The organism is Ruegeria sp. O11 (genome assembly GCF_056535285.1).
Genome location: NZ_JBQERS010000001.1, coordinates 197,480 through 214,100, shown reverse-complemented (window position 1 = coordinate 214,100; position 16,621 = coordinate 197,480). Strand labels below are relative to the sequence as shown.

General features: G+C 56.8%; 17 protein-coding genes. 15 read left to right on the top strand and 2 right to left on the bottom strand.

Annotated elements, in window-relative coordinates:
- Positions 1-86: 86 nt before the first annotated feature.
- The 10 genes from ACRZ91_RS01115 (at position 87) to ACRZ91_RS01070 (ending at position 8,807) form a co-directional block, all read left to right on the top strand.
- Positions 87-1,730 carry a CTP synthase gene (locus ACRZ91_RS01115; RefSeq protein ID WP_480901951.1) on the top strand — a complete coding sequence of 548 codons (1,644 nt, stop codon included), beginning with the start codon at positions 87-89 and terminating at the stop codon, positions 1,728-1,730.
- 102 nt (positions 1,731-1,832) lie between these two features.
- The gene (locus ACRZ91_RS01110) at positions 1,833-2,609 is read left to right on the top strand and encodes an isocitrate lyase/PEP mutase family protein (RefSeq protein WP_480901949.1); all 777 of its coding nucleotides are present in this window, start codon (positions 1,833-1,835) and stop codon (positions 2,607-2,609) included.
- 71 nt (positions 2,610-2,680) lie between these two features.
- Positions 2,681-2,974 (top strand): DUF1330 domain-containing protein, encoded by a 294-nt coding sequence (locus tag ACRZ91_RS01105; protein WP_480901947.1) that lies wholly within the window; start codon positions 2,681-2,683, stop codon positions 2,972-2,974.
- 41 nt (positions 2,975-3,015) lie between these two features.
- On the top strand, positions 3,016-3,465 hold the full coding sequence (locus ACRZ91_RS01100) for a tellurite resistance TerB family protein (RefSeq protein ID WP_480901944.1): 450 nt from the start codon (positions 3,016-3,018) through the stop codon (positions 3,463-3,465).
- A gap of 21 nt (positions 3,466-3,486) precedes the next feature.
- On the top strand, positions 3,487-3,924 hold the full coding sequence (locus tag ACRZ91_RS01095; RefSeq protein WP_480901942.1) for a tellurite resistance TerB family protein: 438 nt from the start codon (positions 3,487-3,489) through the stop codon (positions 3,922-3,924).
- A gap of 132 nt (positions 3,925-4,056) precedes the next feature.
- Positions 4,057-5,232, top strand: a complete 1,176-nt coding sequence (locus tag ACRZ91_RS01090; protein ID WP_480901940.1) for a S41 family peptidase — start codon at positions 4,057-4,059, stop codon at positions 5,230-5,232.
- 269 nt (positions 5,233-5,501) lie between these two features.
- Complete coding sequence (locus ACRZ91_RS01085) at positions 5,502-6,278, top strand: ABC transporter ATP-binding protein (RefSeq protein ID WP_010439167.1); 777 nt, start codon at positions 5,502-5,504, stop codon at positions 6,276-6,278.
- 31 nt (positions 6,279-6,309) lie between these two features.
- Entirely contained in the window at positions 6,310-7,023 is a 714-nt protein-coding gene (locus ACRZ91_RS01080) for a transporter substrate-binding domain-containing protein (protein ID WP_010439165.1), read from the top strand.
- 75 nt (positions 7,024-7,098) lie between these two features.
- Entirely contained in the window at positions 7,099-7,986 is an 888-nt protein-coding gene (locus tag ACRZ91_RS01075; protein ID WP_029621742.1) for an ABC transporter permease, read from the top strand.
- Entirely contained in the window at positions 7,983-8,807 is an 825-nt protein-coding gene (locus ACRZ91_RS01070) for an ABC transporter permease (protein ID WP_480901936.1), read from the top strand. Before ACRZ91_RS01075 ends, ACRZ91_RS01070 begins: the two co-directional genes overlap by 4 nt.
- Here ACRZ91_RS01070 and ACRZ91_RS01065 read toward each other — a convergent pair.
- Positions 8,785-9,594, bottom strand: coding sequence for a M90 family metallopeptidase (locus ACRZ91_RS01065; protein WP_480901934.1), 810 nt, complete (start codon positions 9,592-9,594; stop codon positions 8,785-8,787). The two genes, ACRZ91_RS01070 and ACRZ91_RS01065, sit on opposite strands and share 23 nt — an antisense overlap.
- Before the next feature lie 211 nt (positions 9,595-9,805).
- Here ACRZ91_RS01065 and ACRZ91_RS01060 point away from each other — a divergent pair, with 211 nt between their 5' ends.
- From ACRZ91_RS01060 to ACRZ91_RS01040, 5 genes are all read left to right on the top strand, one after another.
- Positions 9,806-11,125: a glutamine synthetase family protein gene (locus tag ACRZ91_RS01060; protein ID WP_480901932.1), complete on the top strand. Its 1,320-nt coding sequence runs from the start codon at positions 9,806-9,808 to the stop codon at positions 11,123-11,125.
- 58 nt (positions 11,126-11,183) lie between these two features.
- Positions 11,184-11,864 (top strand): type 1 glutamine amidotransferase, encoded by a 681-nt coding sequence (locus ACRZ91_RS01055; RefSeq protein WP_480901930.1) that lies wholly within the window; start codon positions 11,184-11,186, stop codon positions 11,862-11,864.
- Positions 11,864-13,222 carry a glutamine synthetase family protein gene (locus ACRZ91_RS01050; RefSeq protein WP_480901928.1) on the top strand — a complete coding sequence of 453 codons (1,359 nt, stop codon included), beginning with the start codon at positions 11,864-11,866 and terminating at the stop codon, positions 13,220-13,222. Before ACRZ91_RS01055 ends, ACRZ91_RS01050 begins: the two co-directional genes overlap by 1 nt.
- Positions 13,223-13,234: 12 nt before the next feature.
- Positions 13,235-14,539, top strand: coding sequence for an NAD(P)/FAD-dependent oxidoreductase (locus ACRZ91_RS01045; RefSeq protein ID WP_480901926.1), 1,305 nt, complete (start codon positions 13,235-13,237; stop codon positions 14,537-14,539).
- A 112-nt stretch (positions 14,540-14,651) separates the two neighbouring features.
- A complete protein-coding gene (locus ACRZ91_RS01040) occupies positions 14,652-15,851 on the top strand; it encodes a DegT/DnrJ/EryC1/StrS family aminotransferase (protein WP_480901924.1) in 1,200 nt (399 codons plus the stop codon).
- Positions 15,852-15,853: 2 nt separating this feature from the next.
- Here the strand turns inward: ACRZ91_RS01040 and ACRZ91_RS01035 are convergent, their stop codons facing one another.
- A complete protein-coding gene (locus tag ACRZ91_RS01035; protein WP_480901922.1) occupies positions 15,854-16,615 on the bottom strand; it encodes a trypsin-like serine peptidase in 762 nt (253 codons plus the stop codon).
- Positions 16,616-16,621: the final 6 nt, after the last annotated feature.

Genomic DNA, 16,621 nt, shown 5'->3' with positions numbered 1-16,621 from the left:
TTTATATGTGAAGTCCCGTGATGCAGCGGTTTTTTGTAAGCCGCCGGGCAGCTGATAATGACGTCTCACGGGAGCAGCCGAACAACATGGCGCGTTTTATATTCATCACTGGTGGTGTGGTTTCATCCTTGGGCAAAGGACTGGCTTCGGCGGCTTTGGGCGCGCTGTTACAGGCCCGAGGGTATTCGGTGCGTCTGCGCAAGCTGGACCCCTACCTGAACGTTGATCCGGGCACCATGTCACCGTTTGAACATGGCGAGGTATTCGTCACCGATGACGGGGCCGAGACCGATCTGGACCTTGGCCACTATGAGCGATTCACCGGCGTGGCCGCACGTAAAACCGACTCGGTCAGCTCGGGCCGGATTTATTCCAACGTGCTCGAGAAAGAGCGGCGCGGGGATTACCTCGGCAAAACCATTCAGGTGATCCCGCACGTCACCAATGAGATCAAGGATTTCATCGCCATTGGGGAGGATGAGGTTGATTTCATGCTCTGCGAAATTGGCGGCACAGTGGGCGATATCGAAGGCCTCCCCTTCTTTGAAGCCATTCGTCAGTTCAGCCAAGACAAGCCGCGCGGTCAGTGCCTTTTCATGCATCTGACGCTGCTGCCCTACATCAAAGCCTCGGGTGAACTGAAAACCAAACCGACCCAGCATTCGGTGAAAGAGCTGCGCTCGATCGGTCTTGCGCCTGACATTCTGGTGTGTCGCTCGGAAGGACCGATTCCGACGAAAGAACGCGAAAAGCTGGCCCTGTTCTGTAACGTCCGCCCCGATAGCGTTATTGCAGCGCAGGATCTGTCCACCATCTATGACGCCCCGTTGGCCTATCACCGCGAAGGTCTGGATCAGGCGGTCCTGGACGCGTTCCAGATCAGCCCTGCGCCCAAGCCCGATCTGGCCAAGTGGGAGGATGTCAGCGACCGCATCCACAACGCCGAAGGCGAGGTGAAAGTGGCCATCGTCGGCAAATACACCCAGTTGGAAGACGCTTATAAGTCGATCGCCGAGGCCCTGACCCATGGCGGCATGGCCAATCGGGTCAAGGTCAAGGTCGAATGGGTCGATGCCGAGGTGTTTGACAATGAGGATGTCGCCCCCCATCTGGAAGGTTTCCACGCCATCCTCGTCCCCGGCGGCTTTGGCGAGCGTGGGACCGAGGGTAAGATCAAGGCCGCTCAATACGCGCGCGAGCATAAAGTGCCCTATCTGGGCATCTGTCTGGGCATGCAGATGGCGGTGATCGAAGCTGCACGCAATGCGGCGGGAATCACCGAGGCCGGGTCCGAGGAATTCGACCACGAGGCTGGGAAAAAGCGTTTTGAGCCAGTGGTTTACCACCTCAAGGAATGGGTGCAGGGCAACCACAAGGTCGAACGCAAAGTCGGTGATGACAAGGGCGGCACCATGCGCCTAGGCGCCTATAACGCCGTCCTGGCCGAAGGCTCGAAAGTCGCAGATGTCTATGGCAGCACCCAGATCGAGGAGCGCCACCGACACCGCTATGAAGTTGACATCAAGTACCGCGACAAGCTGGAAAAAGCGGGCCTGAACTTCTCGGGCATGTCGCCGGATGGCCGCCTGCCGGAAATCGTCGAATGGTCGGATCACCCATGGTTCATCGGTGTTCAGTACCATCCGGAACTGAAATCCAAACCCTTCGACCCGCACCCTCTGTTCCGCGATTTCGTGCGCGCCGCGAAAGACACCTCGCGCCTGGTCTGATCACGGACCGATAACAGTATTGTACCCCTCGGCGCGAAATATCTTTACGCGCCGACCAGTTACACGGTTAACTGCCGCCATAGCAGCGACAGGAGACCGGCCATGACCAACCAGATTACCCAAGCAGAGACCTTTGCCGCCCTGCATAAGAAGGGCGATCCGGTCATCCTTTACAATATCTGGGACCCCGGCAGCGCCGCCGCTGTGCGCGATGCGGGGGCCAAGGCACTAGCGACCGGCAGTGCTCCGGTCGCGATGGCGCAGGGGTTTTCGGATGGGCAGAACATCCCCTTTGATGCGGCGCTGGACAACGCCCGCCGCATTGTTGAGGCGGTCGATATCCCGGTCACGATGGACCTTGAAGGCGCCTATGCCGAAGATACTTTTGGCATATCGGCCAATGTCAAACGCGCGCTAGAAACCGGCGTAATCGGCTTCAACTTCGAAGACCAAATTGTTGGTACTAAAGAACTTTACGGCATTGAAACCCAAGCCGCGCGTGTCGCCGCCATGCGCGAATCTTGCGATGTTGCGGGAGTGCCTGCTTTCATCAACGCCCGCACCGATATTTTCCTCAAGGCGGCTTCGGAAACGCATGACCAGGCGATGCTGGATGATGCCATGGCCCGCGCCAAAGCCTATGCCGATGCTGGGGCCAGCGGCTTCTTTGCACCGGGCCTGAAAGACGAAGCGATGATTGGCCAGCTTTGCGAGGCCACCGACCTGCCCGTCAACATCATCGCCCTGCCCGGCACGCCGGATACGCCAACGCTTGCAAAACTCGGTGTGGCGCGGATCAGCTATGGCCCGGTGCCTTATCGGCAAATGATCGCTTGGCTGCAGGACAAAGCCCGCGAGGCGCTGCAAACAGGCGGTTGATCCACTTTTAAGGGATTGCATTTTATGCGGTTCCTCCGCACCTTGCATCAGATACCAGCGGAGGAATTGCCGTGGCCAAAGGTTATTGGGTCGCCCATGTCGATGTAGACGTCATCGAAACCTACAAATCGTATGTCGCTGCCAACGCGGCCCCTTTTGCCGAATATGGCGGCAAATTTCTGGTGCGTGGCGGTGAAAGAACCGAGGTCGAGGGCAAAGCCCGCGCCCGTACAGTCGTGATCGAGTTTCCCAGCTATGAACAGGCCCTGGCCTGTTATGAAAGCGCAGGATATCAGGCCGCCAAAGCCCTTCGCGATCCGGTATCAACCGCCGACCTTGTGATTATTCAGGGCTATGAGGGCTAGCACCGCTTGGCGCGCCTCGAATTACGGAATATCTTGACCTCATGTTGAAAAAATTCTTCCAGGCCTTCCGGCCTCCGCAACATGACAAGTTGCCCGATCCTGATGCCGAACTGGCTTTGGGGGCGCTGCTGGTGCGCGTGGCACAGGCCGATCGCGACTATAAGCTGGAAGAGATCAGCCTGATCGACCGCATCCTTGCGCGTCTCTACCAGCACAACGCGATCGAGGCCGCCAAGGTCCGCGCAACCTGTGAAAAGTTGCACGCGGCAGCCCCCGATACCGATACTTTCGGCAAACTGATCCGCGAAACCACCGACTTGAAAGAACGTCTGGCAGCTCTGGACGCGCTTTGGGAAGTGGTGCTGGCCGACGGCAATACGGATGAAGGAGAGGTCAAGATCGTCGAAGAGGCCCGCATTGCCATGGGTCTCAGCTTCAACGACAGTAAGGCCGCACGCGAACGGATACAAAGCCGCTTGGAAGCGACTTGAGCAGCCTCTATATGTTTGACCATGTTCAGTGATTTCCTGTCCCGGCTTACACAGCCGCAGCCCGACCCGCTTGTAGAAGATGACGCCCGTCTGGCCCTCACCGCCTTGTTGGTGCGCATAGCACGATCCGACAATGACTATGCCGATACCGAAATGGCCCGGATCGACCGCATCTCGGCTGAACGTTTTGACCTGTCCCCGTTCGAAGCCGCCGCCTTGCGCGCCCGTGCTGAAGATCTTGAGGCCGAAGCCCCCGACACCGTCCGCTTTACCCGCGCCATCAAAGAGGCCATCGTCTATGATGATCGCCTAGCCGTGGTGCAGGCAATGTGGTCGGTTGCATTGGCAGATGGACACCGCAGCGGAGAAGAGGATTCGCTGCTGCGTCTCGTCGTAAGCCTGTTGGGTGTCAGCGACGTGGATTCGGCACTGGCACGGCAAAAAGCAGCCAAGGCCTGAGCCAATTGCAGCACAACCAAGCGAAAAGCCCAACTACGAAGCTGCTGGATAATTTTACCTGAGCTGAGAAAGCTTGATGTCGGCTTCGAGCCCAATCTAGACATTGACGATTGGCTATGCGCACTGTGAATCATGGCGCTGACGGAAGACCTGAAGCAAATTCTAGAAACTGCTCTGCCAACCGATCCCAGTTTTCGTCGGATCGATAACGCCGTGATAGACAGCTGCCTTAGTGAAACCCGGCGATACGCCTCGGAGGGCTGTATCGAAGCCTTTTTGATGTCCGCGATGCGCCTATTGGCACTTCCCCAAAATGGGCACACAAGGCTGATCCCGAATGATGCGATCTCGGTGCTGCCGCTGAGGTTCGTGAGCGTGGGGCGTTCAGTGCAAGTCTTGGGGGCGGCGCCAGGGGTAATTGCACCGCGAGGAAAATTGATCGCGATCAACGGTGCGGCTTTGAGCAAAATTGAAGCCACGGCAGAGAATTTTCTGGCGGGAACATGCCAAAGGAAAAGGGTCATCGGTCCGATCCTTTTTGCGTGGCCGTACGCTTTGGCACATTTGGGTTTTTCGTCAAACGGCAAAGCGACCGAATATCGTGTGCAGGACGAAAATGGGCAGATAGCGAATCTGAAATTGGCAAATGAACATACGGTACCCGGATCGATGCTCTACCCGAGAAACGAGCACGGCAGGGCTGATCCAGCTTGGGAGCCCGAGATTTTTGTGGAAATACAGGACTGGCAAGAGCTTGGGCTATCAATAGTGTTACCAAGCTTCTTTGATCCGAACGAAAGTGCGCTGCCCAAAGCCATCTCAGCCGCAGTGGAACATGTGCGCGCCGGCTCGACCAAAACGCTTCTGATTGACGTTCGCGGAAATACTGGTGGCGACTTTCTTTTAACGATGCCCTTGATCGACGCGATCTCGGAAAGCGCAATCAAGCAGGTTGTTGTGCTTGTCGATAAATTCACGTTTTCCGCAGCGATAGTGTTTGTAGCCATCCTTAGACATCGATTGGGAAACAGGCTCAAACTCATTGGGGAAGAAATGGGTGACGGATTGACGTTCTTTGCCGAGGGCGGGTTGCTCGATTTGCCGGTTAGCGGAGCGGTCGTTCGATACTCATCGGCCTTTCACGACTGGAAGAATGGAACGTCTGACGAAACCACACCGCCCGATATCGCGCGGCAAATCGTACCCGCAGCAGCACTGAGTTTGGATTTGGAATGGGTCGCACGGCCTATTGGTGAGGATGGAAACGTCACGTTCTATCAACAAATTCTCAAAAGCGTGAACGATTAGACGAACGGCCGGTAAGTCCCGCAATGTTGGCATTGGATATCGTTCATATGATGGTGGTGTCGATAGCCTGAGAACCGTCACTGCAAATCTCATAAGCTTACCTGTCTGTTCGCCCTAACGGCACGCAAATCGCACAACCAACTGACAATTCTGACAGCGTCATTGGCCAAATTGGCTATTTCTCAGCGTGAACTTGTTATTTGCGCATTGCATTAGCCCGATTTTTCAGCCCTATTACCGCACCAACACCAATCATATCTGGACAGCCCGTGACAGACGCCGCTCCCGTCATCGAGATCAAGAACCTTCACAAAAGCTTTGGCCAACTTGAGGTGCTCAAGGGCGTGGACATCACCGCGCATCGCGGCGACGTTGTCTCGCTGATCGGGTCTTCAGGCTCGGGGAAATCCACCCTATTACGCTGCTGCAACCTGTTGGAAGACAGCCAAGAAGGCGAGATTCTGTTCAAAGGCGAACCAGTCCGCTGGACCGGCAGCCACAATCACCGTCGTCCAGCCGACCCCAAACAGGTGCTACGCATCCGCACCAATCTGTCGATGGTGTTTCAGCAGTTTAATCTGTGGGCGCATATGACCATCCTGCAAAACGTGATGGAGGCCCCCGTCACCGTTCTGGGCCGAGATCGGTCTGAGGTTGAGGACAGCGCTCGCAGGTATCTGGAAAAGGTCGGCATCGGCGACAAATGCGATGTTTATCCGGCACAGCTATCGGGCGGACAGCAACAGCGCGCCGCCATAGCGCGGGGGCTGTGCATGGAACCGCAGGCGCTGCTGTTCGATGAACCTACCTCGGCGCTCGATCCCGAACTGGAACAGGAAGTGATCAAGGTGATCAAGGATCTGGCTGCGGAAGGCCGCACCATGATCATCGTGACCCACGACATGAAGATGGCTGCGGATATCTCGAGCCACGTCGTCTTCCTGCATCAGGGCCTGATTGAAGAAGAGGGCCTGCCAGAAGATCTATTCACCACCCCTGAATCCGAACGGCTTCAGGGCTTTCTCTCCGCCACTCAGGCGGCTTAATCAACGGACAGAACCAATAAGGGGAGTAACAATGAAAAACCTGATTCTGACCACTGCAGCACTGGCGCTGACCGCCGGTATCGCCATGGCCGATACCGTGCGCATGGGCACCGAGGGCGCCTATGCGCCTTGGAACTTCATCAACGACGCGGGCGAGATCGACGGTTTCGAACGTGAACTGGGCGATGAGCTGTGCAAGCGCGCGAATCTGGAATGCGAATGGGTCAAGAACGACTGGGATTCGATCATTCCGAACTTGGTGTCAGGCAACTATGACGTGATCATCGCTGGTATGTCGATCACCGACGAGCGGGACGAAGTCATCGACTTCACCCAGAACTATACACCACCGGATCCGTCTGCCTATGTTGCGCTGTCCGATGACGTTGACGTCGCAGGTGGCGTTGTCGCGGCTCAGACCGGGACCATTCAGGCGGGTTACATTGCTGAATCCGGTGCAACTCTGGTCGAATTCGCCAGCCCTGAAGAAACCATCGCAGCCGTCCGCAACGGCGAAGCCGATGCTGTGCTGGCTGACAAATCCTTCCTCGCACCGATCGTCGAAGAAGACGGTGAGCTGAAATTTGTTGCCGATGACGTACCGCTAGGCGGTGGCGTCGGCATGGGCATCCGTGAATCGGACGGTGAACTGAAAGAAAAGTTCAACGCAGCGATCCAATCCATGAAGGACGATGGCAGCCTGAACGAGCTGATCACCAAGTGGGAAGTGTCCTCGACCTTCTAATCTAATGATCCAAGTGGCGCGCCCTGAACGCAGGGCGCGTCGCTGCAGCGCCCTTGCCAGTCTAAGAGGCCCGCCATTTTCTCGTACTGCTCCGATCCCGATACGCTGGGTACATTCCGTTGGTTCTCATGCTACCTGACCAACGGCGTCCACTGGTCGTTCTACGCCTCATTCCTCAAGGTGCTGGCCTTGCTGGCGGTCACCGCCCCGGTTGCATTGGGTTTTGGCTTTGTCGGAGCCATGGCAGCGCGCTCGCATATCCCGCCGGTTAGCTGGTTGGGCAAAGGGTATATCGCGATCGTACGCGGCGTGCCCGATATTGCTTTTTTCATGTTCTTCGTGATCGCTCTGGATCAAGGTTTTGAGTGGGTAAGACACAAGATTCTCTGCCCCGACTGGACCGATCCGATCCGTCAGGGCAACGATTTCCTCGTCTGCCAGGCCGCCAAACTGCCACTGGGCAGCGCCCCTGAATGGGTGCACGAAACCTACGGCTTTTTCCTCGCGGTCATCACATTTTCCATCGTGTTCGGCGCATTCGCCGCCAATGTCCTGTTCGGAGGCATGCGCGCCGTGCCGCATGCTCAGCTGGAAACGGCAGAAGCCTACGGCATGACCCGACGCCAGACATTCTGGAAAATCCTTGTTCCTCAAATGTGGGTCTATGCCCTGCCCGGCCTGTCCAACCTTTGGATGGTGTTGATCAAGGCGACCCCCCTGCTGTTCCTGCTGGGGGTCGAAGATATCGTCTATTGGGCCCGCGAATTGGGCGGCACAAAAACTTCGAAATTCACGCAGTACCCCCATGGCGATTGGCGCATGTGGTACTTCCTTGGATTGCTGATCTTTTACCTTGGCATGACGCGTTTCTCGGAACTCGGGCTTGAAAAACTGATGCGTCGCCTGTCCCACGGTCAGGCAACATCCGGCGGAGAGCTTCTGCGTAAGGAGACCACCGCATGAGCTGCATCCAGACCATACAGGATTATGGCCTCCGTTCGCTTGGCTTCGGTGAACGCCTTCTGCCCAAGACCGATTTCACATTGTGTGAGCAGTTTACCCTGATCGGCTCGGGTATGATCTGGAACGTCTATTTCGGCGCGATGGCGCTGGCGACCGGGTTCTTTTTGGCCACTGCACTAGCCGTTGGAAAAGCATCCACCAACAAATGGCTGCGCAAACCGTCCGAGTGGTTCATCTTCCTATTCCGGGGGTCGCCGCTCTTCATTCAGTTCTTCTTTGCGTATTTCTTCTTCCTGTCGCTGAAGAAAACTTACCCGATGTTCGACGCTCTGACCTCGGCTTGGCTGGGCGCCCTGATTGTGCTGTTCCTGAACACAGCCGCCTATTCGGGCGAGATCTTCTATGGCGCCCTACGCTCGATCCCCAAGGGAGATATCGAAGCGGCAGATGCCTACGGCATGTCGGGCTGGTCCCGGTTCCGCCGCATCGTCTGGCCCACCATGCTGCGCCTGGCATGGCCCGCCTATACGAACGAGGCGATCTTTCTGTTCCACGCAACTACGCTGGTCTTCTTCTCGGCCTTCCCGGCTTGGCAGCAAAGGGGCGATGCGCTGTACTACGCCAGCTATTTCGCGGACAAGACGTTCAACCCGTTCATCCCCTACCCGATTCTGGCATTCTATTTCATCCTGTTGACGCTGGTGATCGTTTGGGGGTTTGGCATGATCAACAAACGCCTGAACCGCCACCTGCCGGCCGAACGGAAAGCAAAAATGCGGTTCCGCCTGAACCTCGCCGCTAAGACCACTCCACTGGATTGAGGCGGAACAGTTTCGAAAGCTGCTCGTAGACTTCTGGCACCTCGTGCTTCAACGCACGGGGGCGTTCGAAGAATACTTCAACCGAGACCGCAAAGAACTCTTCATGGCCGGTCGCGCCATAAGGATCGATGACCCTATGCCGCCCGCTTTCAACCGCGTGGACATGCGCGTCGTAGGCGGTCAGGAAAACCTTTTCCCATTCGGCAAAACTCTGCCCTTCGCTCAGGATCGGCACACCATTCGTACCTCCGGACAGATCATCAATCTGATGCGCAAATTCATGTAGCACCACATTCTGCCCGTCGCGATCATCCAGCGCGCCCTGCCGGCTGTGTGCCCATGACAAAATGACCGGCCCGCGATCCCAGCTTTCTCCGGTTCGTACGATCTCTTTCTCCGAGACTACATAACCCGAGCGTCGCTGCTGCTTTGACTTGAACGCATTGGGATAGATCAGAATGGTCGTCAGATTGTCATACCAAAGATCGCTGTTGATCACGAGAAGACAGGCCTGCGCTGCAATCGACAGCTCCATCTCTTCGGTCACTTCCAGCCCGTCGCAGCCATAAAAGCTGACCTGATCCAGAAACAGATTCACTTTGCCATCCAGGTGGCTGCGCAATGAGGCGGGTAGCCGCCGGATGATGGGCACCTGTTGTTCGATGATGTCACCCTGATGCGAGGTCAGATGAGTCGCCAGCAGTGCCGCGCGGGCCTGCTTTTTGGACCAGAGGTAATAGCCGATCCCGCCTGCGACCAGTAACGCAATAGTAAGAAAGATGAACATACCCGAGACTATAGGGATCACCGTGCCAGGCACAATCAGGTGCCTGAATGTTGTACAACTCGGGAGAAAGCGGTTTTGATCCCTGTACAAGTTGGAAGATTTCCAGTTTCGGCCCTCGTCGCAATAAGCGTTGACTGATAATTTGATCAAATTTAGTGACAAGGCGCTAATCCTGATTTAAACCTCTCGTGACAAGACCACGGAGCCTACAATGGACCTGAGCGCCCTGCACACATTTCGCGTCGCCGCCTGTGACCTGAACGGACAGATGCGCGGCAAACGCGTGCCGCCCTCCTATGCCACCAAGCTGGATAAGGGGGCTGTTCGAATGCCGTTCTCAGCGCTCAATGTCGATCTTTGGGGAGCCGATATTGATGGCAGCCCGCTGGTCTTCGAAAGCGGAGATGCCGATGGCGTCCTGCGTCCGACGGGGCGTGGCCCAGTGCCGGTGCCCTGGCTCGACACAGCCACAGCTCTGGTGCCCATGTGCCTCTATCACGATGATGGTACACCCTTTGCGGGCGATCCCCAGCACGCGCTATCTTCGGTACTGGACCGCTATGCAGAACGAGGCTGGTCGGTTGTTGCCGCCACTGAGCTGGAATTCACTCTGCTCGACGCTTCAGGCGACCAACCGCAAGCTCCTATCAACCCGGTCACCGGCCGCAGGCTGCAGGACGAGGCCGTTCTGTCGATGGCCGAGATGGATGCTTTTGATGCGTTCTTCACCGATCTTTACGATGGCTGCACCGCAATGGGCATCCCGGCCCAAACCGCCATCTCGGAGAGCGGGATTGGCCAATTTGAGATCAACCTGAATCATCAGGACGCCTTGCGCTGCGCCGATGATACTTGGCTTTTCAAAGGCTTGACGCGTGGTCTTGCACGAAAACACGGATTCACTGCGACCTTCATGGCCAAGCCTTACGCCGAGGATGCTGGCAACGGGATGCATGTGCACTTCTCGGTTATAGACGCTGATGGCCAAAATATCTTTGACGACGGGGGGCCCGAAGGCACCGAATTGTTGCGTTCAGCGGTTGCGGGATGTCTGGCCGCAATGCCCGGCTCAACCCTGATCTTCGCGCCGCATGGAAACTCTTACACACGGCTCGTACCCGGCGCGCACGCCCCCACCGGGGCAAGCTGGGCCTACGAGAACCGCACAGCCGCCCTGCGCATTCCGGGCGGTGCCCCTGCCGCCCGACGGATCGAACATCGCGTCGCTGGGGGAGACATCAACCCCTATCTCATGCTGGCCGCCGTGCTAGGTGCCGCGCTGCTTGGTATCGAAGACGGCTTAGAGCCCCCTGCTCGGATATCCGGAAATGCTTATGAGGTTGCAGACCTTCCGCAGCTTGCTCCCGACTGGTCCTCGGCAATTTCCGCGTTTGAGACAGACCCGTTGGTTGCGCGCATCTTCCCTGCTGACCTGATCCGCAACATGGCGATGACAAAACGGCAGGAAATCGCGCGCTTCGTAGAGCGGCCCCCAGAAAGCCACTGGCATAGCTATCTTGAGAGCGTATGAGCCTCTTGCCCGCTTCGTTCTGCTCCGCTAGAATAAATTTGATCAAATTTGGTGAACTATGAAAATCGGCATCCTTGTAACCGGCCACCCACCCGACGAATTGTATGATCAATTCGGGGAATATGATGGAATGTTTCGTGCATTGCTGGGCGGCAACGGCTTCGAATTCCAGACATATGCAGTCGTCGATGGAGAGTTTCCTGAGGACGCACATCAGGCGGATGGATGGGTCATCACGGGCTCACGCCATGGTGCTTACGAAGATCACCCATGGATACCACCGCTCGAACAATTGATCCGGGACATTCAGAAAACCGGAAACCCGCTGATCGGTGTCTGCTTTGGTCACCAGATCATCGCGCAAGCCCTTGGTGGAAAAGTGGAAAAGTTCAAAGATGGTTGGGCCATTGGACGCACCGATTATCGTTTTGGCGATCAAACTGTCACCCTGAACGCATGGCATCAGGATCAGGTGACCCAACTGCCCGAAGGTGCTGTGGTCACTGGCACGAATGACTTTTGCCAAAACGCCATGGTCACTTATGGCGATACGATCTGGACCGTGCAGGCCCATCCTGAATATGGAAATGACTTCATTCAGGGCTTGATGGAGACCCGAGGCAAAGGCGTGGTTCCTGATGCGTTGATGCAGGAGGCCGCGAACCGGCATGATGCCCCGGATGACAATGCCAAATTCGGTCGCCACATGGCAGAATTCCTAAAGAAAGCGAGGGCCTGATGGCCGACTGGACAGATCAGCTGCCTGAAGCGGCGCGCACCTATTTCGAAGGCAAACGGCTGGATGAGGTTGAATGCATCATCTCTGACCTGCCCGGCATCGCCCGCGGCAAGGCGGTCCCGGCGTCGAAATTCGCAAAGCAATCTTATTTTCACCTACCCGACAGTATTTTCTACCAAACTATTACTGGGGATTGGGGCGAAGCCGCAGGTGAAGATGGTTTCATTGAACGCGACATGATCCTGAAGCCTGATTTCTCAACTGCGTCGGCCGCACCCTGGACGGGTGACTGGACGTTGCAGGTGATTCACGACGCGTTCGACCGGGATGGGGAACCGATCCCCTTCAGCCCGCGCAATGTGCTTAAACGCGTTGTGAAGATGTACCATGACAAGGGTTGGAAGCCGGTTGTCGCCCCTGAGATGGAATTTTTCCTTGTCGCGCCGAATGTAGACCCGGCGCAAGGGATCAAGCCGATGATGGGCCGCTCGGGCCGTCCGGCGGCGGCGCGGCAGGCCTATTCGATGACGGCGGTCGATGAATTCGGGCCGGTGATCGACGACATCTACGACTTTGCCGAGTTTCAGGGGTTTGAAATCGACGGGATCACGCAAGAAGGCGGGGCCGGTCAATTAGAGATCAATCTGCGTCATGACGATCCTGTAAAACTGGCCGATGAGGTATTCTACTTCAAACGTCTGATCCGCGAAGCCGCGCTACGTCATAACTGCTTTGCAACATTCATGGCGAAACCGATCGAGGATGAGCCGGGCTCGGCCATGCACATCCATCACTCGATTATCGATATGGAATCGGGTCAGAATATTTTCTCGGGCCCTCAAGGCGGAGAAACGGACGCCTTCTACAACTTCATCGCCGGCTTGCAAAACCACCTGCCCGCAGGGCTTGCGGTGATGGCGCCGTATGTGAATTCTTATCGCCGCTACGTCAAAGACCACGCGGCTCCGATCAATCTGGAGTGGGCGCGCGACAACCGCACAACCGGCATTCGCGTACCTCTGTCCGGCCCCGAGGCGCGACGGGTCGAGAATCGCATCGCAGGCATGGACTGCAACCCTTATCTGGGCATCGCATTGTCACTGGCCTGCGGCTATTTGGGGCTGACTCAGCAAGAACGCCCACGCCGCCAATTCTACGGTGACGCCTATGAAGGCGACGGCGATATCCCTCAGATCATGGGTGAAGCCCTGGACTTGTTTGATGAAGCAACAGCCCTGCACGAAGTTCTGGGTCCTGAATTCGCCCGCGTCTACGGCATCGTCAAGCGTGCTGAGTACGAAGAGTTTTTGCAGGTCATTTCCCCGTGGGAACGCGAGCATCTGCTGATGAACGTCTAAGGCAACGACGCGATGAACCTGCTGTATTCCAATGATCGCAAGGCGGAGTACCCGCCGAGTTGGTACGCTGCGACTGCGCATCCATTCGACCGCTATCCGGCACTTGAAGGTGATCACACCGCAGAGGTCTGCATTGTCGGGGGCGGATATACAGGCCTTTCGGCCGCATTGCATTTGGTTGAGGCCGGGTTCGATGTTGTTCTGCTCGAAGCTCACCGCGTGGGCTTTGGTGCTTCGGGTCGCAATGGAGGTCAACTGGGCAGCGCACAGCGGATGGACCAAGAGGATCTTGAGCGGCTCGTCGGCGATGACGACGCCTCAAAGCTCTGGGATCTGGCCGAAGATGCAAAGGATCTGGTCAAATCACTGATCTCAAAGCATCAGATCGACTGCGATCTGAAGCCAGGAATTGCGGTTCTGGGCTTCAACGATTCGGAGCGCGCCGAGCTACATGATCACGCGGCGCATCTGTCGGGCAGATACAAATACGACCGAATCGAAGCCCTGGATGCCGATGCTGCGCGCGGGCTTTGTCCCTCACCTGCCTATGCGGGTGGGTATCTGGACAATGGTGCGGCGCATTTGCATCCGTTGAACTATGCGCTTGGCCTTGCGCGCGCCGCGATCGGAGCGGGGTTACGACTGCATGAAGACACCGAGGTTCTTGGCATCGATCAGGGCGCTCGCGTGACTGTGCGCACGGAAAAAGGCAAGATCACCGCAGATAACGTTATTCTGGCCTGCAACGGATATCTCGGCGATCTGAACCGGCAAGTTGCATCGCGTGTGATGCCCATCAACAATTTCATCGCGGCAACCGAGCCATTGGGCGCTGAGACGCAAAAGGTATTGGCCAAGGATATCGCCGTTGCTGACACGAAATTTGTGGTAAACTATTTCCGGCTAAGCGCGGATGGAAGGCTGCTGTTTGGGGGTGGTGAAAGCTATGGTTATCGTTTCCCCGAGGACATCGCCGCCAAGGTGCGCAAACCGATGACCGAGATTTACCCGCATCTGCGAGACGTCAAGATTGACTATGCTTGGGGTGGAACCCTCGGTATCACCATGCGGCGTATGCCCTACCTCACCCGGATCGCACCGAATATCCTGTCCGCCTCGGGTTATTCCGGTCACGGCGTTGGCACTGCGACCCATGCGGGGCAACTAATGGCACTGGCGATTCAGGGACAGGCTGAGGGATTTGATACCATGGCCCGCGTTCCCGCGCTGCCCTTCCCTGGTGGACCCGCATTGCGAACGCCCCTGTTGGTCTTGGCGATGACTTGGTACGCGTTGCGCGACAGGCTGGGTATCTAAACACATTCCATACGACGAATTGGTGAAATCTCGCTGACGATGCGAATTGGGACTTGGCTTGTCTGTACATCGAATTTATATTTCCCAAAGATAAAATTCGGGAAATCCAAATATGACGCTTGTACCCAACGTTCATGAAGCCGAACCTATCCCCGCAGCCGCAAGAGACGCCATTGACGCCCTGATGAAGTCAGGCGATCTGTTCCGCTATACCGCACCGCAGGATGCGCCTGTCGCCCTGCTGGAAACAGAGTTCGCAGAACTACTCGGCACGAAATACGCGCTCGCTGTTTCGTCCTGTTCCGCAGCGCTATTTCTGTCGCTCAAAGCGTTGGGCTTACCCCGCGATGCGCGGGTTCTGATTCCCGGATTTACCTTTGCGGCCGTGCCGTCTTCAATCGTGCACGCGGATTGCATTCCGGTTCTGTGCGAAGTCGGCGACAATTATCGCGTCGATATGGCCGACTTCGCCGCCAAGCTCGACAGCGTGCAGGCGGTGATCATCAGCCACATGCGCGGTCATACTTCGGATATGGGCGCCATCATGGAGCTGTGTGACGCACGCGATATCCCGGTGATCGAAGATGCAGCCCACTCATTGGGTACCACATGGCATGGGCGCAATATTGGCACCATCGGCAAGGTCGGCTGCTTCTCGTTCCAATCCTACAAGATGATCAACGCCGGTGAAGGTGGCATTCTGGTCAGCGATGATGCTGATCTGGTTGCTCAGGCGGTCATCATGTCGGGTGCGTACGAGCATAACTGGAAAAAGCACTCAGGTTCGCCCGAGCTGGAACAGGCCTTTGCCCGCTGGCAGAACCGGTTGCCACTGTACAATCTGCGCATGAGCAACCTCAGCGCCGCAGTGATCCGTCCTCAGCTTCCCGAACTGGCGCGCCGCGTGCGGGACGGCCTGGCGAACCATGACTACGTGGCCGATCGCCTGAACACCTCACCCTATATCAATGTCCCTGCCCCGCTTGCACCCGAGCAGCGCGCACCGGATTCAATCCAGTTCAATCTAGTTGACCTTAACGACGAAGAAATTCGCGCCTTCGCCGCTGCTGCCGAAGCGCGTGGCGTCAAAGTGCAGGTGTTTGGCATGAGTCAGGACAATGCCCGCGCCTTCTGGAACTGGCAATTCCTGCCCGAGCAGTTTGATCTGCCGCAGACCCGCGCGATGTTGATGAAGGCCTGTGATGTGCGCCTGCCTGTGCGCCTGACACGCGAAGAGCTGGACGTCATTGCCGACATCCTACTGGCCTCGATTGGTGAAGTTGTTGGTCCGATGCCGGTTTATGGAACCTAACTCTAACGCCTGCCCAGATCGAACTCCTGTATTGACAGAAACAATGCATCAATCCCATCGGGGGTTGGTGCAATACGCGATAGTATTCCTGCAACGGCGAGGCCCGCATCGGTTTGTACGAGGAACGGTGCACCAGAATCTCCCATCATGACCGGGCAAATCCCATGGAAAAGCCCATCACCTGACGGGTTTGGGGCACATGAGCCCGTTTGACTCAGCACATGTGGGCGCAATCCGGGATACCCTACGACCGAACCGCCCCTCTCAGCGGTCTGGGAAATTGGGAAAAAGCCCAACTGGGCTCCAATTGGTTGGTCCAGTTCCAATACGGCCCAATCCAGATCAGCGCGATTGTTGAAACGACCTCCAACACCCTGCTCTGCATCAAGTCGGTAGGCAGCGACGGATGAAACAGCAATGGCCTCACCGCGTTGATACCCCGCCGCAAAGCGGATGCTGCCAGGAGGGATCCAGCGCTGACGGGCAGTGTTGAACAGACAATGCGCTGCGGTCAGAACCAAATGTTCAGCGACAAGAACACCCGTGCAGTGCGAGCGTTGGCTACGACTGGCAAAATTGACGCGCCCTATCGCGCGCCAAGGTTCAGTCGAAGCGTCCAGAATTTCGCGCGCGCGGATAGCATCGCAGCCCGCAGCGGAATCCTGTCCTAATGTGCAGACAGGTTCCCAGATCGACGTGAACTGCCCTTGTGCTGCAGTCTGGAATGCCCAAAGCACCGCGCACAGCACAAACAGCCAGCGCATCGGTAA